This is a genomic window from Desulfosporosinus burensis (genome assembly GCF_054657535.1).
This window is the reverse complement of record NZ_BAAHYN010000021.1, coordinates 1-18,854: the sequence shown is the minus strand read 5'-3', so window position 1 is coordinate 18,854 and position 18,854 is coordinate 1. Positions and strand designations below refer to the sequence as shown.

Annotated in this window: 21 protein-coding genes, 1 pseudogene and 1 riboswitch; of the genes and pseudogenes, 4 read left to right on the top strand and 18 right to left on the bottom strand. The window is 44.2% G+C overall.

The window, feature by feature from the left end; all coding sequences use genetic code 11:
- Positions 1-173: 173 nt before the first annotated feature.
- Positions 174-776 (top strand): DUF2703 domain-containing protein, encoded by a 603-nt coding sequence (locus tag ACYQ3Q_RS25800; protein WP_459931282.1) that lies wholly within the window; start codon positions 174-176, stop codon positions 774-776.
- A 248-nt stretch (positions 777-1,024) separates the two neighbouring features.
- Here ACYQ3Q_RS25800 and ACYQ3Q_RS25795 read toward each other — a convergent pair whose 3' ends face one another.
- The 9 genes and pseudogenes from ACYQ3Q_RS25795 to modA all read right to left on the bottom strand — a co-directional run bounded on the left by ACYQ3Q_RS25795 (position 1,025) and on the right by modA (position 8,156).
- Positions 1,025-1,990 carry an MFS transporter gene (locus ACYQ3Q_RS25795; RefSeq protein WP_459931281.1) on the bottom strand — a complete coding sequence of 322 codons (966 nt, stop codon included), beginning with the start codon at positions 1,988-1,990 and terminating at the stop codon, positions 1,025-1,027.
- A gap of 29 nt (positions 1,991-2,019) precedes the next feature.
- Complete coding sequence (locus ACYQ3Q_RS25790) at positions 2,020-2,247, bottom strand: hypothetical protein (RefSeq protein WP_459931280.1); 228 nt, start codon at positions 2,245-2,247, stop codon at positions 2,020-2,022.
- 60 nt (positions 2,248-2,307) lie between these two features.
- Positions 2,308-2,385, bottom strand: a pseudogene (locus ACYQ3Q_RS25785) (YnfA family protein); the annotation flags it as partial.
- A 3-nt stretch (positions 2,386-2,388) separates the two neighbouring features.
- Positions 2,389-2,913 (bottom strand): putative iron-sulfur cluster-binding metallochaperone, encoded by a 525-nt coding sequence (locus tag ACYQ3Q_RS25780; protein WP_459931350.1) that lies wholly within the window; start codon positions 2,911-2,913, stop codon positions 2,389-2,391.
- Between the two features lie 734 nt (positions 2,914-3,647).
- Positions 3,648-3,932 carry a hypothetical protein gene (locus tag ACYQ3Q_RS25775; RefSeq protein WP_459931279.1) on the bottom strand — a complete coding sequence of 95 codons (285 nt, stop codon included), beginning with the start codon at positions 3,930-3,932 and terminating at the stop codon, positions 3,648-3,650.
- A gap of 138 nt (positions 3,933-4,070) precedes the next feature.
- Positions 4,071-5,147 (bottom strand): radical SAM protein, encoded by a 1,077-nt coding sequence (locus ACYQ3Q_RS25770; RefSeq protein WP_459931278.1) that lies wholly within the window; start codon positions 5,145-5,147, stop codon positions 4,071-4,073.
- 199 nt (positions 5,148-5,346) lie between these two features.
- Positions 5,347-6,489 carry a sulfate/molybdate ABC transporter ATP-binding protein gene (locus ACYQ3Q_RS25765; RefSeq protein ID WP_459931277.1) on the bottom strand — a complete coding sequence of 381 codons (1,143 nt, stop codon included), beginning with the start codon at positions 6,487-6,489 and terminating at the stop codon, positions 5,347-5,349.
- Positions 6,486-7,163 carry a molybdate ABC transporter permease subunit gene (gene modB / locus ACYQ3Q_RS25760; RefSeq protein WP_459931276.1) on the bottom strand — a complete coding sequence of 226 codons (678 nt, stop codon included), beginning with the start codon at positions 7,161-7,163 and terminating at the stop codon, positions 6,486-6,488. The genes ACYQ3Q_RS25765 and modB overlap by 4 nt, the downstream gene beginning before the upstream one ends.
- 183 nt (positions 7,164-7,346) lie before the next feature.
- Positions 7,347-8,156, bottom strand: a complete 810-nt coding sequence (modA, locus tag ACYQ3Q_RS25755) for a molybdate ABC transporter substrate-binding protein (protein ID WP_459931275.1) — start codon at positions 8,154-8,156, stop codon at positions 7,347-7,349.
- A gap of 214 nt (positions 8,157-8,370) precedes the next feature.
- Positions 8,371-8,503: riboswitch (molybdenum cofactor riboswitch) on the bottom strand.
- A gap of 349 nt (positions 8,504-8,852) precedes the next feature.
- Between modA and ACYQ3Q_RS25750 the strand changes: the two genes are divergently transcribed.
- Positions 8,853-9,323 carry an HAD family hydrolase gene (locus ACYQ3Q_RS25750; protein ID WP_459931274.1) on the top strand — a complete coding sequence of 157 codons (471 nt, stop codon included), beginning with the start codon at positions 8,853-8,855 and terminating at the stop codon, positions 9,321-9,323.
- 338 nt (positions 9,324-9,661) lie between these two features.
- On the opposite strand, the gene ACYQ3Q_RS25745 is transcribed toward ACYQ3Q_RS25750, so the two are convergent.
- The 9 genes from ACYQ3Q_RS25745 to ACYQ3Q_RS25705 all read right to left on the bottom strand — a co-directional run bounded on the left by ACYQ3Q_RS25745 (position 9,662) and on the right by ACYQ3Q_RS25705 (position 16,791).
- Positions 9,662-10,501: a sulfurtransferase gene (locus ACYQ3Q_RS25745; protein WP_459931273.1), complete on the bottom strand. Its 840-nt coding sequence runs from the start codon at positions 10,499-10,501 to the stop codon at positions 9,662-9,664.
- Complete coding sequence (locus tag ACYQ3Q_RS25740; RefSeq protein WP_459931272.1) at positions 10,494-11,072, bottom strand: TVP38/TMEM64 family protein; 579 nt, start codon at positions 11,070-11,072, stop codon at positions 10,494-10,496. Before ACYQ3Q_RS25740 ends, ACYQ3Q_RS25745 begins: the two co-directional genes overlap by 8 nt.
- Positions 11,073-11,284: 212 nt before the next feature.
- Complete coding sequence (locus ACYQ3Q_RS25735) at positions 11,285-11,800, bottom strand: rhodanese-like domain-containing protein (RefSeq protein ID WP_459931271.1); 516 nt, start codon at positions 11,798-11,800, stop codon at positions 11,285-11,287.
- 144 nt (positions 11,801-11,944) lie between these two features.
- Entirely contained in the window at positions 11,945-12,946 is a 1,002-nt protein-coding gene (locus ACYQ3Q_RS25730; protein WP_459931270.1) for a radical SAM family protein, read from the bottom strand.
- Positions 12,947-12,973: 27 nt separating this feature from the next.
- Complete coding sequence (locus ACYQ3Q_RS25725) at positions 12,974-13,669, bottom strand: TIGR04282 family arsenosugar biosynthesis glycosyltransferase (protein WP_459931269.1); 696 nt, start codon at positions 13,667-13,669, stop codon at positions 12,974-12,976.
- A gap of 2 nt (positions 13,670-13,671) precedes the next feature.
- The gene (locus ACYQ3Q_RS25720; protein WP_459931268.1) at positions 13,672-14,391 is read right to left on the bottom strand and encodes a TIGR04283 family arsenosugar biosynthesis glycosyltransferase; all 720 of its coding nucleotides are present in this window, start codon (positions 14,389-14,391) and stop codon (positions 13,672-13,674) included.
- Positions 14,339-14,794, bottom strand: coding sequence for a C-GCAxxG-C-C family protein (locus ACYQ3Q_RS25715; RefSeq protein ID WP_459931267.1), 456 nt, complete (start codon positions 14,792-14,794; stop codon positions 14,339-14,341). Before ACYQ3Q_RS25715 ends, ACYQ3Q_RS25720 begins: the two co-directional genes overlap by 53 nt.
- Positions 14,795-14,825: 31 nt before the next feature.
- Positions 14,826-15,773 carry a lysylphosphatidylglycerol synthase transmembrane domain-containing protein gene (locus ACYQ3Q_RS25710; RefSeq protein ID WP_459931349.1) on the bottom strand — a complete coding sequence of 316 codons (948 nt, stop codon included), beginning with the start codon at positions 15,771-15,773 and terminating at the stop codon, positions 14,826-14,828.
- A gap of 85 nt (positions 15,774-15,858) precedes the next feature.
- Positions 15,859-16,791, bottom strand: a complete 933-nt coding sequence (locus ACYQ3Q_RS25705; RefSeq protein ID WP_459931266.1) for a selenium metabolism-associated LysR family transcriptional regulator — start codon at positions 16,789-16,791, stop codon at positions 15,859-15,861.
- A gap of 266 nt (positions 16,792-17,057) precedes the next feature.
- On the opposite strand from ACYQ3Q_RS25705, the gene ACYQ3Q_RS25700 reads away from it, so the two are divergent.
- Positions 17,058-17,477: a YueI family protein gene (locus ACYQ3Q_RS25700; RefSeq protein ID WP_459931265.1), complete on the top strand. Its 420-nt coding sequence runs from the start codon at positions 17,058-17,060 to the stop codon at positions 17,475-17,477.
- A 133-nt stretch (positions 17,478-17,610) separates the two neighbouring features.
- On the top strand, positions 17,611-18,771 hold the full coding sequence (locus tag ACYQ3Q_RS25695) for a TDT family transporter (RefSeq protein ID WP_459931264.1): 1,161 nt from the start codon (positions 17,611-17,613) through the stop codon (positions 18,769-18,771).
- Positions 18,772-18,854: the final 83 nt, after the last annotated feature.

The following is an 18,854-nucleotide window of genomic DNA, read 5'->3' as shown; positions in this document are numbered from 1 at the left end:
ACCTGCCACAACCCAAAGAATTTGACCGTCGGGGCAATGTCATAGATTACCAGCATAAATGCAGTGATTGTAAATTTTGTTGAAAAAAAGACGTAAATAATGCGTCTTTTTTTCCTGTCCCGCGTCTTTATAGTTAAAGTCGAAAGATAAATAACTATAAGGAGTTGTTTTAAGTGGTTGATAACAACAATGTTTCTGAAGGCTGTTCCTGTTGTTCAGATTGTGGTGATACGAACCTGAGTACCCAAACCGTTACGCTTGATGGCTGTTCCTGCGGTCCGGGTTGCTGTGATGTCCCTAAGGCTCTCCAAATGGAGAAAAAACGAATTGTCATTGATTTTTTGTTTCTTGACGTTAGCGTTTGTACACGCTGCCAAGGAGCGGATACAAGCCTTGATGAAGCTTTAGCAGAAGTGTCAAAGGTCCTTGAAGCTACGGGTGTTGAAGTGTTGGTTAACAAAATCAACGTTGTTAGTGAAGAACTTGCCAAGCAATATCAGTTTATTAGTTCCCCTACGATCCGTGTGAACGGACGGGACATTCAAATGGACGTAAAAGAAAGTTTGTGCGAGTCTTGTGGTGATTTGTGCGGGGATGAAGTGGACTGCCGGGTTTGGGTCTATCAAGGAAACGAATACACGATACCACCTAATGCAATGATTATTGAGGCATTACTAAAAGCAATATATGGTGAAAGTGGCGATGTACAGAAAGAGCCGGAATATTCCATGCCCGATAACTTGAAAAAATTCTATGCTGCCATGAGAAACAGATAAATCAGATTCTGGATAGCCATCTACAGTAGAGACCACTCGAATTTGACGAGTGGTCTCTACTGCTCAACATTTGCTTCTATTCACCATTATTTCTTTTCTCCCAACGATTTAAACGCGTGTATCCAACGGTCTCCTCTGCTTCCCAGGGTACAAAATAGAAGACGGCTTCGGTTTGCTCTTAGAAACTTAGCGTCTTAAGGCATTCTTAAGACACTAATAATTTATTTGCCGCGGTAGGGCTCACGTGATCACCTCAAAACACCTCTCGCTGCGCCCTGTAAGTCTCGCTTAAACCGTAAGAAAACAACCATTGCTATGATCTCGGCAACCAAGACGAACACGAAAATACTAGAAATTGAACTTTCATAAAGGTATCCCATCAGGGCGCTTCCAATTAACCAAGAAATACCATATATCGTATTAAAAACACCATAAGCTCGACCACGACCGTCTTTGGGGATGAGATCAGCAATTCCTGCTCTCATAATTGATTCATGCATAGCCATAACCGCCCCCCACAAAACAACCCCGACTAAAACATATTCGTAATGGAAGGAAAACCCTAAGAAAACAATCGGTAATGTTAAAATCGGCAGGATAATAAGGAAACCGAGTCCAACCCTGTCATAGAGTTTACCTGCGATTAAAGCGACCACGGCATCCACAGCCATCGCAATAGCATAGAGAATAGGAATAAACCCCTGAGCCACTATCCCACGATATATTAAATGAAAGGAAATTAAGGTAAAGTTAGCGAATCCCAGAACACTAAAGAAGATAAATAGACTATAGACCCAAAACATTCTGGGGAGCTTGCTCATCCCTGAAGGTTTGTCTTTTTGAGTTTCCGCGCAATCCTCTAACAAGGCCGGCTCGGGGACTTTCCATCGGGCAGTTAAAAGCACCGCTACGGTTAACAAGGCAGGTATCCACATAAGGGTATACCCCATCTTGTAATCATTATTTATGGCCAAAGCCACTGTAAACAATAGAGGCCCAATGATCCCCCCAATCTGATCAATGGCTTCATGAATCCCAAAACCCATACCTGTTCCCACTTGCTTCGTAGCATGGGATAACATGACATCCTTAGCTGGGCTTCTCAAGGCTTTACCGGTCCGCTCCAGAAACACAAACACCGCTGCAAGCTGCCAATGATCAGCTAAGGCCAAGAGCGGTACTGCAATGAGCATCCCATATCCTATAATGGCCATACTCCAAGGCTTACCTGTTTTATCTGATGCTAGAAATAACCTGATACAAGACGAACAGCATAGGCTAAAAATTCACCGAATCCAGAAATAAGTCCTATGACCCCAGCGCTTGCTCCCAAAAAGGCTAAGTAGGGACCCTGAACGCTTCTCGCCCCTTCATATTGAATATCTCCGAGGGCACTGACTAATCCAAAAAGTATAATAAATTTAAGGGCTTGTTTTTTCTTGTCTCTGTTCGATAGCTTCTGAACATCCACGTCTAAATTACCTCATTTTTATCATCTCTGCTCGTTATTATTATTGACTAATGAACGTAGAAGCCAAAGCCACACTAGATAACCTCCACCTATTTCGGCTAAACCAGCGAGAATAAATAACATAATTGAGTTAAACACGAATTAGTCCTCCTTACTAATTGACTCCAAAAGGCGTTTTACGTTACTGATGCAACAAGAACCTTCTGGGTTATTTACCTCACAGCCACAACGACCAGCCTTTGTATGTGCAGTTATCTCGTCTAAGGCGGTAGTTCTGCCCGTTTCCTCAAATTCTTGTATCACTCTTTTCTTAGTCCATCCGAAACAGTAACAAACTGGACAGTCTTCATCCTCGCTTTTTGTGTACACGTCAACTTTTATATCCTTCGTTTCAAATACGTCTAGTTTATCGTTAAAATAAACTACCAAACAGGCTTTGTTGCTACACATTTTGTAAGAAGCTGAAGGTTCTAGTTTAGCTAATGCACTTGGCACTAACAGGCTTTTCAAAGTAATGATTTTCATTAGTCTCCCCTTATCGCCGCACTCAGGGCAACTATATCCAAAGTCAAATTTTATTGGTTCGATTTGAATAGCACAATAGTCCTCCACTTTTTCACCATCTTTCCATAGAATTGGGTTTATTATATCACACGAAATAGGCATGAGTTTTGGGAGCCTTATTAGTAGAGCAACTACGATGGGTATTTCTTGCCGTGAACACTCACCCATACCCAGAGTAGGCATATTAGCAAGCGTCGAGTTTTAAGAGTAGACGCTAAAATATACGCATAATTAAAAGAAGAGCATCCCAAAATGGGAACTGCTCTCCCCTAAGAAGTTCTAAAACTTGTAGCTTAGCGATCCTTGTTGACAATTACACATTCAATCAACGTATACCCATAGCTTTAGGTCCTCGCTTTCGCCAATTTTCCCAACACAAGAACTCATATTCAATTCTTACCACCTATTTTACAATTAATACAGGACAATGAATTGTAGGATTACGAGGATTGTATATTGGGTTGAACGGCGTTTTTGAAGCGGTCAGCATAATGTAAAAGTATTTCCGTCTACGTTTGAAATTGGGATATAGTGCAAGTTGGGTTCTACGTTCCTTATGATTCTCATTGAGATAGTCGACCCTAATTGAGGAACCGAACTTTGTCATTGATGTTTGCCTTAATACGACTGCCCGTACGGTTCGGGAAGGGGCGAATTCTTATAGAATTCGCCTATTTCATCCACCTCACGATGGACACCCTTGCTCTTGGCTAATGGTTGGCAACTACAAGCCCCCATAGTGGACTTTCACCACCAAGTTAATCGCCATGCGTGGCGCACTAAAAGCAAAACCACGACCTTTAAGTCATGGTTTTTGTGCAAACGCTACTTTCTAATTAATTTAGTCTAAATTTCTCCAATTCATCTTTGGAAAGTTCCTTCGGTTTTTTACCTATTTCCTTACAATACTTGTCAAGGCTACGAATATCATAACGTATATCATCTTCATCGGCAGGTATAACATAATGACCACCGAATTGCTCTTGAACTATACGATCCATTATATAATAATCAGCCATTTGGTCAGACACATCGGGTAATAAATTATACAAATGTCTTCTAACCAAGGTTTTTCTTGGTTTCCCATCTCTAGTTTCTAAAAGTTTGTTACCGATTCCCATCTTTAAGCACCTCCTGCCCAAAAGACTGTGCAACAAGTATAGTTGCACCTTCTTATCAATATACATTCTTAGGGAATTAATCGCGATAGCGTGGTACCTTCTTTCGTAGTGTTTGACTAAGTTTGAACATTGAACTACTCATGGACAAACGGTTATTCCTCGCCCCCAAAGACAATCACCACAAGAAGGAGCATTACCTAAGCAGTCCATGTCTGTCCGAAAAACCATATCACAGCCATTAACCCACTCACAATCCGTGCATGAAGGGTAACCTCCGGTCATCACTTTGTGACGATAGTGCATATAATCCTGAGAAGTCCAGATTTTCAGCAAGGATTGCTCCGTTAGAGAACCAAAACTGTGGGCCTCAATGAGCTTATGTCTTCCAAAGACGTACTCTGGATAAGAATGCAAAAACCGATAACAGGAAGAAACCTGACCATCCCAGCGTATAACGGCACTTTGAGTTTCCACAAACTTACAATGCCGATCCGTTCTCAACTGACTTTTCGGCAATACTACGTCTATGCCTTTGGCCAGTCCTAACAAAAACCCTTCTTGGAAGATTCGCTCGGTTTCAGGAACTAAAGTGGGATAATAAAGGGTTTCCTCTATCATCTCTTTTCTCATCGGTAGAATATGAGAAACAAAGATTCGATTAACGCCTAGTTTTGTGGCTTGGCGTACGGTCTCTGGCAAATAGGCAAGAGTGCTTTTCATGGCCAGGAATTCCCAAATGATCTCTGGTACGCCATTAACTTTCCGATCAGCTATGTAACGTGTGCTCTCCAAGATCCCCTGTATATTTTGATGTCGGATAGAATCAAAGGTCTGTACATCGGTTGTATCTACAGACAGAACGATTCGAGCTACTCCACGCGAAAGCAAAAATTCAATCATAGGCTCGTCCAATGTAGTCCCGTTCGTTGTCACAGTAACTTGATATCGGGGCGCGAATAGTTCTACCGCTTGATGAAAATCGTTAGCAATCGTTGGTTCGCCAATCCCTCCCAGAATGACTTCCTTAAGATCAGGAAAAGCAGCCACCTCACCTGCAATAGAACTCAACAAATCTGTAGACATGTCGCCCAAAGGCTCATGCCAATTCTGACGGTAACACATTTCACAAGACAAATTGCAACGGTTGGTCAACTCAAGGTAAAGGCGTTCTATAGAAGGGGCAGGATGATAAACTACGTCAACGATATCTTTCATACCCAGCGAAACTCCTCTCGATTCTCCACTCATTGAGCAATACTATACCCACAGCCATTTATTAGTACTAACACCCTTATTTTGTAGTCTCTTAATATATACTAATAATCTTATATTACGACTTCGTGAATTGGAAGTCATTGTTAAAAAAATGGTATTGCAAAAAGAGAGCCCCTACCGTTGAAAGGTAAGAACTCTCTTATCGCTTGTCATTAGGCCAAACTGCGATCGCGGAGATGGAAAAAACGACCTGACAAAGATCCCCAGCTTGAAACAGACGATGACCGGATTTTCCGTAATTGGACGGGACATAAGCCTGAAGATCATAGTCAGGTTGCTGGTGTGACAACGAAGATTTCTTAGAAAGGGAAGCCATTTCTCTGACCAACTGAATAAACACAAGTTGCCCGTCAGGCGTAGGAATCGTTTGTACGATTTGCCCAGAGAAACGATTTTCTGAGTCCTCGTCTCGTGTACCAAGGTCCTGCTCTACAATTAGCTGAGCAGGCCGAATTCCTATGGAAAGGTTGTCTTGTTTTAGAGTATTGGGAATGGTGAGATGCACGTATAATTCTTCTACCCAGAGTCGGGCTGTTTCGCCGTCCCGTTCGATGACCGTTCCGTCAAAAATATTTTCTGTCTCAGTGAGGCGAGCCACGGTGCGGTTAGCCGGCTGGTGAATGATCTCATCTTTAGTACCCATCTGTATTACTTCCCCATTGTCCATAACAGCTATATTCGAACACAGCCGAAACGCTTCTTCTAGGCTGTGCGTGACTAGAATCATGGTACCGGAGAAAGCATTTCTCACATCGACAACTTCTTTTTCCATCTTCTTTTTGACTTGGCTATCTAAAGCGGAAAAAGGTTCGTCTAAGAGGAGTAACTCTGGGTCTGTGACGAGTGTCCTAGCCAAAGCTACCCGCTGTTGCTGCCCACCAGAAATGTACTGAGGATAGCGCTTCTCCAACCCTTTAAGCCTTAACCGTTCTAAGATCGAATCAACTTTTCCCTGCCTTTCTCGCTTAGGTCGACGATTTAGACCAAAAGCGATGTTTTGCTCCACCGTAAGATGGGGGAAAAGAGCATAATTTTGAAAAAGAAACCCGACATGACGTTTATAAGCCGGTACAAAGGTACTCTCGCTGGAATCGTAGAAGACAGTGTTCCCAACTTTAACATATCCCTCGTCCGGTTGTTCTAAGCCAGCAATCATGCGCAATGTCATACTTTTCCCGCATCCCGAAGGCCCCACTAAAGCTAAAGAGGATCCTTCCGACAGTTTAATATCGACTTGAAGGGAGAAGAGTTCTAAGGCTTTGGAAATCCGAACTTCGATCATCGAGTTCCTCTCCTTCCAACCTGTCGATTGAGTAGATTAATCAGAATCAACACCATGAGTGCTGTGCCCGCCATAATTAAAGCTAGACGATTGGCTGTCGCCTGATCTCCGGCTAGCATGGCATTGTATATGGCAATAGGCATAGTCAACGTTTCACCAGGTATGCCGCCCGAGACCATAAGCGTTGTTCCAAAATCCCCCAAAGCCCGAGCAAACATTAGCACAAGTCCGGCAGCAATTCCTTTCCAAGCGTTGGGAATGACAACGCTGAAAAAAATATTAAGTTCTGTTCTTCCGAGGACGCGGGCGGCATCCAAAAGATTGGACGGGATCCCTTCGATGGCGGAACGGGCTGTTTTAATGAAAAAAGGGATTGAAACGACGGTTGCCGCGATAATCGCTCCCCGGGTTGTAAACACGAGAGGGGTTCCTAGTCTTTCAACCAGTTTTCCGATCCAACTATTCCTGCCTAGAATGACCAGTAAGTAATATCCGAGAACGGTTGGCGGCAAGACCATAGGGATACTAATCAGCGAATCGAGAACTTCCCGCCCTTTCCATTGGGTATTCCCTAAGAACCAGGCGATCGGCAAACCGATCAGCAGCCCAATGAAAGTAGCGGTTAAAGCCAGACGCAAGGAGAGATAAAGAGGTGTTAAATCTGATATGCTCATAGTTACAACCACTTTCCAAGACTTCTTTTAATATGTTTTCGAAATCCTTATGTACACAGGACTTCGAAGACTCCCTATTTGGGGTTATATTATTATATATCCAGTTTTCAAGACACACTCTTCTATACGGGGAGGCAGGTTCTTCGTAAACTTTAGGTGAGGTAGATATCCTACGGGCTGAGTTCACTTCTTTTCAAATTCATCTGGAAGTAGGAATCCATAGTTTTTCATGACGACACGACCTTTTTCTCCGTTGACATAGGCCACAAATTGGCGGGCATTTTCTTCCTGCTTCGTTGTTTTCAAGATAGCCATAGCTTGATTAAGAGGAGCGTGCCAGGAACCGTCAATCAGAGTGAAGTCCACTTCATCCGGTTTGAAGATGGAAAGGGCAATGATCGCGGCATCCACATTACCGGATTTAAGGATAGCTAAAGTGTCTTGTATATTCTGTCCATAAACCATTTTATGTTCTACTTTGATCCACAGGTTGCGGTATTCTAAAGCTTGTTTGGCAGCTTTGCCATAAGGGGCGTGCGACGGTTCAGCAATGGCAATCTTCTTGACCAGAGGATTGTCCGCTAGATCTTGTAAATCTTTGATGCTTAAATTGCTTCCTTTCAAGGTAGCGATGCCGACCCTTCCTTGAGCATAGAGCTGTTGAGTATTAGCTAGAATTAAGCCTTTCTTGTTAAGCGTCTCAATATAAGAAACATCGGCCGCTGCAAAAACATCATAAGGGGCTCCGTTTTCGATCTGCATGGCGGTCGTTCCCGTGGAACCAAAGGTTATCTCGGTAGGGATATTCGTCTCCTGCTCGAATTGAGTAGCGATTTCCTTAAAGGCCAAGGTTAGATCGGCCGCAGCCGCAATCCGAAGTTTTGAGGTAGTTGAAGGTGTATTTTGGCCAGGCGCTGCGCACGCCGTTAAACCGAAAAGAATAATTAATGATAGCATAACCAACCTTAAAGTACGATTAATACTTTTGACCATAAAACCAACCTACTTTCTTTATTAATATTTGTCCAACTCTATTAACTCGTCATTATATAATGCGCTAGATTAGAACACCGCCATGGATGGCAAGGTGTCGTGATGGCAAGGCGCCGTGACGGCGAGAAGGGACCTTTTACCCGAAATTTGCACTTGTGCTAATAGGACGTAAAAACGGCTCCACAGGAAAGTGGAGCCGTCATGTAATCTAAAGCAATTAAATGCGACCACCTCCTTTTCAAAGTGAAGGCATGCCCATTTCTAGACATACCCTGAGGGCGTTAAAGCCCTGGCCGATGAACCATGGATTTCTCTTTAGGTCAATCGGCTCGGAGAGTAGACTTTATTCAGTTGAAAGACAGAAGTCCTTCTTAAATTAGATTAACACATCCTAATCTTTTTGTCACTATCGTATGACAAAACTAAACTCTTGCCTTTTGCTAACCACTCTAAGCGTACGGCAGTTAGTCTCTATCTCTTAATATTCAATTCTGTTCACTGCTCTATACCTTTTCTCCCAGTGATTTTAGAAAGTGTAGCCAACGTTCTCTTCCTGATTTTGCATTTCAATCCCCTGAAGTTCATTGGAACCCACGGGTCTTCGCTCGTGGTTCTTGTACTTGTTTTGCTTGCTGGCGTATAATTCTTATGATATTGAAACATACAACAATATTTAGTTCATGGGAGGAGATTTTTATGATTCAAGTGGTTATTCCAGGCCGAGGTGCTATGAACCTTGAAGTATTAGTCCTAGATTACAACGGAACATTAGCCCTAGACGGGCAAATGTTTGACTCTGTAAGGGAAAGTCTCAGCCGTCTATCTCCTTTTCTAGAAATCCATATTCTAACTTCCGATACCTTCGGTACCGTAGAGCAGCAATGTGAAGGATTACCCGTTCAGGTAAAGTTATTGAAGAAGGTAGACCATACTCAAGAAAAGGCAGATTATTTGTTGAAGTTCGGTTCCCGGGAAATTGTCGCCATCGGGAACGGAGCAAACGATCAATTAATGCTAGAACGAGCGAATTTGGGCATTGCTGTAATTGGGTTTGAGGGAGCCTCTATGCAGACTCTCCAGTCAGCAGATGTGGTTGTAAATAAAATTGAAGACGGTTTTGGTTTGCTCTTAAAAACTCAGCGTCTTAAGGCATCTTTAAGACGTTAAAGATTGCCAACGAATCCATCATTCAAAGAACTTCAATTCCCCTTTGGATGACAGTGTTAAAATAACTACATTTTCCCTGTCTGCAACCATGAGGATGTCGTTATACGTCAGTGCACACGGTTGGGGCCGAAGGTGTATGAAACACGATAAACCCGAGAAACTGGTTAAACAGTTACTCGGGTTTATTTAGCATATCAGCCAATTGAACATGGCTTTTATTCCATGGGCATATCTGGATCAGCTGCCCACTCATAAATAGATGCTTCGTAGTTTCTAACTTTATCAAAGCCAACGGCTCTGAGGATCGTGCTAATATAACCCGATCTCATACCCATAGTTCAGTAAACTACAAAATCGTCTTCAGGAGTTACTCCTAACTCTGCCATCATCTTTATGATTTCTTCGGGGGATTTTGGAGTTCCATTTTCATTGAGCACTGATGACCATACCAGGTGCTTTGCCCCCGTTATATGTCCTCCTCTTGCTTCTCCTGAATCTTGACTCCCTTTATATTCCTTTTCTGTCCTAACATCTATGATTTTCGTTTTGCCAAGGTTTGCAAAGATATAATCTTTGTCTGCTGAGTAGCTTTTATCAAACTCTTTAAGAATGAGCCCTGTTACCGGAGTAGGCTTTGGAGACGGCTCTTTGGTCATTTCATAGCCCAGTTCCTTCCAATAAGGATTTCCTCCGTATAGAAGCTTAACATTGTCAAGCCCAGCCATTCTAAGTTGCCAGACGCTTCTTCCATCTGAACCCGGTCCGGGAAGCACATTTGACGTGAATACCACCAGAGTGCTGTTAGTTATTCCATATGACTCAAGCTTTTTAGTAAGCTCCTCTTTGTCTAAAGTCGTTCCCCATAAAGGATCCCCTGGTTTACCCACTATTTTCGAAAGCCCATGCCAACCTATGCCAATGGCTCCTGGAATATGTCCCTTTTCATAAACATCTGGCTTGCTTGTATCAACTAAAATTGCAGACTGATCTCCCAGCCTTTTTTTAAGCTCCTGGGGAGTTATAAATATATCGCGATTTTTGTAGACTGAAAGATCTAGTTTAGTTTGGGCTGGGTCTACAGAATTAGAAGGTTTCTGTGGCCAAGTTGCACATGCGGTTAATAATAACATTAAACCCAATAAAAGCGCCCCAAGGCTTAAAAACTTCTTTCTAAGCACTTTTTTCACCCTCCTTTTTCTTATCATTCCAAACTTGCTTGATTAGCACCATAAATGCGCTAACAGCAAACAACATTAATAACCCAAATACAAATGTCTTAGTAGTACCGGTTAGCATACCTCCAATATAGGAATAAACAAGGGTTGCTGGCAGTTGTCCAATACCCGTGGCGATAAAGAATGACCAAAATCCCACAGAGGTTAAACCTGCTGCATAACTCACAATGTCAAAAGAGATAAAAGGAAGTAATCTGGCAATTACGATTGCGTATTTCCCATATTGTTTGAAAAAATGATCGACCTTCTCCAATGCTGTCCGTGAGGTTAGTTTCTCTACCACTGCTCTTCCTAAAAACCTAGCAATATAAAAACATAATGCTGCCCCTACCATTGCACTAGACCACGAAAGCACAGCACCTTTTACCCAACCAAACAAACTAGCGTTGGCAAAGGTGATAAGAAAGGCAGGAAGGGGTGCTACTATAGACTGAAAAATCATCAGGAGAAACGAGACTATCGGGGCCCAAATGCCAAAACCCAAAATATAACCCCTGACTAAATCTACATCCATATTGCTGAGAATGAAAAAAACTTGGTTGATATTTATTTTTATTACTGGAACAAAAAAGTATAATGCTAGCACTACTAACAATGCCAATATTTTCCCTTTGTACCCACTTAGTAAGCTTTTTACCACACTCACCCTTCCAATTATTTACTAGATAAATCCATTTAATGTTTAACTTCAAGTCTTCCTTAATGCCCGTGAGGAACTTGCGGACTTTATTTAGCTAATAACTCGGCATAGGGCCAGCCAGCCTGGCCCTTCTCTAAAATCAAGAGTCTCGATTCCGCAATACCCTGATCTACTAAATATTGAATCGTGTTTTTAGCTCCACTGCCGCCTTTCGGACAGATAACTACGATTGGATCCTGGGAATCCTTCAGTTCTGGTACAACCTTAGCAAGCTTAGCTTTGTCCTCATCGGTTTTAACAGGATAAGCGTAGGTTGGGATAACTCCTTGAACGTGATGGGCCTTATATTCATCTTCTACTTGGATATCCACGATTTTCAGAGGAGTTTTATTATCGATAGCTTGCTTGAGCTGGTCGGCAGTATAATATTTGAAGTCTGTGATCACCTTACTAGGTGAGGTCGACGCGCTATTCGACTCCACATTGCTGGTTGGTGCATTTTGTCCAGCGGTGCTGCTAGAACTGCAACCAGACAATACTAAAGTTAAAGATAAAGTAAACGCTAAAATCAACGTTTTTCCGATGTTCATACTCTTTTTCACAAATATTTCCCCCTTTAATTATGACTCATCTGCCACTTTTCCGTGGCACAATATCGCGTACTCACCATACCGTTTAATTTAATAAACCACTACACTTCACAAAACCAATTTACTTGTGAACTTTTCCACACTCACTCGCCTCAATCACCTCTTTCTCAGCACCGCTGGAGAAGGTCCATTGGCAACCTTCCAATTACCCTCCCGCAGGATTGTTTGGCAGCCCTCGACCGAATAGCCCCGATGGGTTTGTTCCCTCACATCCCTTGGGTTGGAACCCTCCTCGGCCCATAAAATACTGGCCCCAGCCAAAACCCCCATGCCGTTAGGTTCATGGGTGCAATTTAAGGGAACGTCATACCCTATTGCTAGGCGAACAACTGCTAGGATCAGCGCCATCTCTGCTTCTGACACGATTCCCTCTTGGGCGAGCACAGTACCAGGGATAGGGATACGCCGGGCGGCACCGCTAAAGACGGGCGCCATTTCTCGGGTGAGAAGCGTCATTTCCGTTAACTCCTCCACGCTGTGTTCCGGACCTACCGGTTCCACACACGTCGCAATTACCAAACCTGCTTTTTGAGCTGCACGGATCGTCCGCATACGGGTTTCCGGCTTAATGAGAGTAACCTTTCCTTCCCTCAAGCGCACTGCATGATATATTCCCTGAAACCCAGTTTTGCGCAGTGCCTCCGCACCCTCTTGTCCGAAATCCCCGGTATTAGCAAGCAAGACTGCTTCTGGACCTAGAGCTGCCCGCACCTCACGCCCAATTCGAAGAAACTCGGCAAAATCGAAATTGGCTGTCATCATCAGGTAAATCGCATTAGCTCCTACCCGTTGAAAATGATCACACCTTTCAATGATTTCCTCTAACCCAAGGGAGGAGGCAGTCTGGAAAATTCCATGACAGGACGCAAAGGAACAAAAGGCACAATTACGAGGACAGGGCCCTGCATTGATCCCCACCTGGGCATGCACCTCAGCCAATCCTTGAGCTGCTTCCGTACTCACAGAGCGGGCTGCCTGCAGGATCGCAAAGTACTCTTCGGAGAGCACTGAAACACTAAACAAAGCTTGGATTTCAGGTTTACTGAGTTCACCGCCAGCAATCGCCTTGCTTAAGCACTCTTTAATATGCAAATTCACTTTATCATCTCGCTTTCTCTTTCTCTTTCAGCCGCTAACCTTAGCGTGCTTCAATAAATAATCAGCATACCGCCAAGCCAGAGTGGATTCTGCGCGACTATCACCGGCCAGCTCTGTCGTCCATACCACCAGATCCTGCCAACGATCGATATCTTGCATCTCTGGCAATAACGCCGTCTTCAGCTGATGTCGGCGGGCAGCTTGCAAGGTTTGTTCCAAGACCAGTCCACTCCCCCATTCGATTTCGCAAAAAAGAAATAGATCAGCACTCTTCAACCCGATTAAATAATACCCCCCATCCTTGGCTGGCCCCAACACGAGATCATGCTGCTGCAGTTCCGCGCAGGACTGTTCTAAAAGGTTCTGGTCAATCCCAGGGATATCAGAACCGATCAGAATTACTTCCTGAAATTCCGTCAGACTCTCCTGCACAGCGCAAAGCATCCGTTCTCCCAGATCCCCGCCATGTTGCAGGTAAAAAGCGAAATCTGACCAGTCCAGTTCCAGCAAACATGTAAATTCCTCCGGTAGCGCATGAGGAAATGAGGAGCGAAATTCCTCATCGGAACCCCCCGCAATATAAATCCGAGCGGGCATTCTGCAAGTCCGCAACACTGCCTGCAAGTCATATAGACAGGCTCTGTGAAACAAAGCTGCCTCCTGCGCACCGGCTTTTTCCTGTAAACGGCTCTTAGTTCTGCCCGGCAGGGGAACTTTGCTCATAACTATGACACCCGTTGACATTCTTTTTCTCTCCCACCCGCTTGGTAAAAGCGCTTTATATAGGGCAACGGAAATCCTAGTGCGAAAAGTACTTTTACCACTTGCATTTTCCATAAGGTACGCCAAAGACCATGCGTTCTGAAGCGCCGGGTACTGGTAATAATCTGGTCCTTTAAAACACAGGCTTTGACCCTACGCCTAGCGCGTCGTGAAAACTCTAAATCCTCTAAAAAACTCCAGTCCGGGAATCCTCCTAAACTGTCAAAAAAAGCTCGCGTACAGTAAATCCCTTGATCACCGTAGCACATTGACAAATAACGGGCGCGCCAGTCGGATGCTTTGGCCAGAATTCGGAAAAACCAGGAGTCTTCATCAAACCTCAGCCTGCAACAGCCCCACTGAGTTCCCTTGCTTACCGACTGTCTGATCTGAACTACCGCCGATTCTTGCAGCTGGGAATCAGCATGCAAAAATAACAAAATATTTCCTGACGCAGCCTGCACCCCTGCATTTAGCTGGACACCTCGGCCCGGTTCATTTTGCACAGCCACGACCCCGCTTTGCCTGATCCGCTCAGCCGTGCCGTCTCGGCTGCCCCCATCACTAATAATGATTTCTAACTCAGGAATCCCTTTCAGAGATTTGATTAACGAACCGACCGTTTCGGCTTCATTGAGCGTGGGTATAATTACGGAGATTTTGGTCAGCATTATTCTGGACATCTGCCCATACCTCCTCTAGTATCCTGGCGGTTTTGGCTGTCAGTACAATACACCCTTTCCTTCCAATTTTCTCCCACAAGGACCTTTGCTTACAGATCACACGACAACAGGTAGAGCCGAATTCCGTCCGAAAACGAGACGTTAAATCCGCCGCTAACTTATCCTTCAGAGGATGCCCATAACGGTTTTTTAAAATACCGGAGATCATGACCATACCTACTAAAGCACCACAGGTACAACCGCTGTCCATGCCCTCTTTAAACAACGAGGTAACCGCTATGGTCTCAGGAGCTAGTTTCAAATTCCAAACTTGATTTGCTGCTCGCACTACCGCTTCACAGCAATTATTTCCCATCACCATGAATTCTGAAGCACGATTGGATATTTCACTGCCATAGGCCATTACCCTCTTCCCCCTTCGTTTTTTTACCACTCTAGTGATCTCTAAGGTAAAAAAATCCGCCCAGCAAACTTACTAACATTACTACCAGAAAAAAAGTCAAAGAAACAGCTAAGGCAACCGGTGCTTCCACTCCCCAAGGAGTAAAAAGAACCACATAACTCCATTCTCTTAACCCCAAGCCGTTAATACTGATGGGAACCATAGCCAGAGCCGAAATTAGAGGAATTAAGCTCAAACACGACGACCAACTAACGTCCACACCCATTCCCTGAAAAAGTAAATAATTCATAACCACGATGATTCCCTGAAAAACCACAGACCAACAAAAAACCTTGGTTAACATTCCCGGCCGAGATCTGTAACGGTCTAGAACATTGAGAAAACCGGTCAGTCCCTCTGACAGCTTAGGATACCGATTTAAGAAATGAAGAAAAAAACGACCCCAACCAGGGAATAGGAGGAGCAAAGTCAAGCTCAGGACCACTACCGCCAAGACCGGAATAACCACGGCTACCCGACCCATGGCCTGGTGAAAACTAAAAAATCCGATGAAGCATAAAAAAACCAGCCCCAAAGCTGCCCAAGTCCGCTCCGTTATGACCGAAGCTGTGGCAGGTGCTACCCCTATCTTACGGGACGTCAATGCAATACGCATGACATCTCCCCCCATGCCAGAAGGAAGGAAATTATTGAAAAACAACCCAATAAAATAAATGCGCAATAAAAAACCAAACTTGGGAGCTTCTATCCCTGGTTCAGTGAGAATCAACTTCCATTTATAAGCACTAACCACTGTGGCCAAGATCGTGAGTAAAACCGCTGCTAGCCAAGCCCCAAGGGAAAGTTGCTGCCATACTGGCCAGACTCTCTCCCAAGGAACTTTGGCAAAGAGCCAACCCAACAAAAGCACGGTTCCGCCGAAACGTATTCCCTGCTGCAGCACGCCACGCCTAGGGCTTATCTTTCCAGGTTTCAACATGTTCGACACTCGCATGGCTATTTAATACTTCCTCCTCAAGTGTATCTTCTCTGTCTTCATCTCAACAGGAGTTATTCATTCCTGTTCACGGATCCATGGAATCTCCGCGAAAACAATCCAAAGCAAGCTTTCCTTGGTCACTTAAGATAAAATCAAGAAACGCCTGAGCAGATCGACGCGTATTCTGTGTGGAGCGGAGGACATACAGCTGACGTTTCATACTTAGATCTTTCAACCGTCTAACCGCCAGTGTTTTCCAAGCCAAAGGGCGAACAACAGCCCAAATTGAGACAATGGACAGACCTAAACCCGCTTCAACGGCTGCCACTACCGCACCCGTGCTGCCCAGTTCTAGATCTCCTTTTTTCTCCTCCAGCTTAACTCCGACCTGAGCCAACCAGCCCTCGATCGTCTTACGTGTTCCTGAGCCAACTTCCCGCCAAATCATTTTTTCCTTGTAGAGATCTGCAGCCTGGATCTCCGCTACTTGCGCTAGGGGATGGTCCAAGGGCAGGACCAGTACCAATTCGTCTTCTGCGCAAGGGTAACATTCTAACTGCCGCTCTTTCGCCGGATTCCCAACCAACCCGAGATCCACTTTGTTCTCTAATACCAGGCGAGTAATCTGGCCAGTGTCCCCTATTTCCACCACTAGATCTACATCTGGATAGTTACCTTTGAAGTCTCCTAGGACAAACGGAAGAATATACTGCCCAGGAATCGAGCTTGCTCCAATACGCAATGATCCTTGAACAGTTTTGCTCATTTTAGCCAACCCCGTTTCCGCTTCATCCATCAAACGGAGCACTTCTAGCGCATAACGATAAAGGAGGCGTCCTTCTTCTGTGAGCACAGCCTCCCGAGCAGAACGATCAATCAGGGATTTCCCATAGTATTCCTCTAAACTTTGGATATGCTTGGTTACGGCTGGCTGACTGAGGTGAAGATCAAGCGCGGCCTTGCTAATGCTTCCGCTTCGAGCTACCATGACCAATGTCCGTAAACGTGTTAAATTCACGTAATCAACACCCTTCGCAAAATGTTATTCGCTGTTTAATTATAATAATCCTCTATATATAGTATTCCTTTTTGGAATACTATCAGCATAAAACTACCTATCTACAGGTTTTTCTAGATTCATATGAAAAAATACCATAACATCTAAGTGTCTTGGTAACCGCTTCAAATATAAAAAACTACCCAGAAATTTTGGGGGCATGGTGTGCATATCCTCTCATTAAAGGCAAATTCTATACTAGTAAGAGAACCACAAAGGAGGACATCATGATATCTGATATTCAAACAAATAATTCGCCCACTTTGACGAATATGGATAGCCCAGAGCAAAGACTTGCCGAAGGAATGCATGGATCACCTGAATTGAAACGCGACGAGAAAAGCAACTATCTTGGAGAATTTCGCGAACGCATAATTCGAATCCTGAGTAAAAAGCAAGTTGCCCAAAGTTTCATCTACCCCGAGATTATCGAAGCGTTAAGCCATAAGCAGAGTTCAAGAATGCTCATCAACGGGGAATTAAGGGATCAATTGACGGATAAATACATAGCAATCGCTAGGCAAGTTGCAAAACCTTACACCGTGATTCATGACCCCGGACTAAAAGGCGAAACTGGGTTAGTCGTGGTAAGCGATCAAGCTGTTGACATTGACGACATTGAGGTGAAAACGAGGGAGTCTGAATAGACTCCCTCGTTTTCTTTAATACCTTGTATTCGAAATCTGAATTGCCCTGTCTGACGTAACTCAGTATAGTTGACACATTATCGCAATTAAACTTTTTTCGACATCAATTATCTAGAACTTGGAGGAAATGTCTATGATCAGTCAACTCTCTTCTGTTACACGCCAGTTTGGCACAAATTGGTTCACTGTCGTCATGGGAATTGGCATTGTTGCCGCTCTAACCTATACTTCCCCTATTCCCATACCCGGACTGCAGCCAATAGGCATCGCTTTTTTTCTCTTAGCCAATGTAATTTTTATCCTCGCTCTTGGCTTTTGGTCCTGGCGCTGGATCTGCCACACAGACGAGGCTTTAAAGGATTTTTCCGACCCTAGTAAGCTTCTCTTCTATGGTGCTTTGGCAATGAGTATCAGTGTAATTGGCAATGATTATCTGGTGATTGGCATACATCTGCTCACACCGGCAACTGCCATCTTAATCAGTAAAACCCTCTGGATTTGCGGAGTTATAGTCGCTCTATTTACCGTTGTTACCATACCCTATCTGCTCTTTGTCTCCCACCAAGTTTCACTTGAGGATACCCATGCCAGTTGGTTGATTCCAGTCGTCCCCCCTATCGTAGCAGCAGCCACCGGTGCCAAGCTCATTCCTTATTGGAGCACCTTATCTTGGCAGTTTTTCTTTACTATTCTCATTTTAGCCATGTTTGGTATGACTTTTTTCTTATTTATTATGATCAGCAGCCTGTATTATTCCCGGCTTGTCTATAGTGGTAAAATCGCTGGGGGCTTTGTGCCAAGCGTTTGGATTGTTATCGGTCCTATCGGAATGTCTATGACCCTTTTCAGCACTCTTCCGGTAGTCACTCAACCCTTCTTAGACACTTGGAACTCAGGATTTCATGCCCTTGGTATGATCTTCGCGGTTTCCATGTGGGGTGTAGGGCTCTGGTGGATCGTGATTGCCAGTCTCTACTCCCTGCTGCATCTTGCCAAAAAGGAGAGTAAAATTCCCTTTAGCCTTGGTTGGTGGAGCTATGTCTTCCCACTCGGAAGCTTTACCACAGGAACTTACGCCTTGAACGATCTTTTAGGGAATTCTTTTTTTGCCGTCGCAGGACTCCTACAGTTCATAGCCTTAATCGGCTTCTTTAGCCTTGTCTTGACCAAGACCTTGATCGGTGTCTTTAACGGCTCTTTGCTACTTTCTAAATCTCCAAAGCTTTACCCTATTCAACAAAAGCTCATAACTCAACGATTGGGTTACGTTTTCATTCCTGACAAAACCCTTTGATAAAGTACAACACAATATTGAGTAGGGGCGATTACTCGCCCTCCGGGTAGAAGGGTCACCTTCGGTGACCCAACCCCCACGGA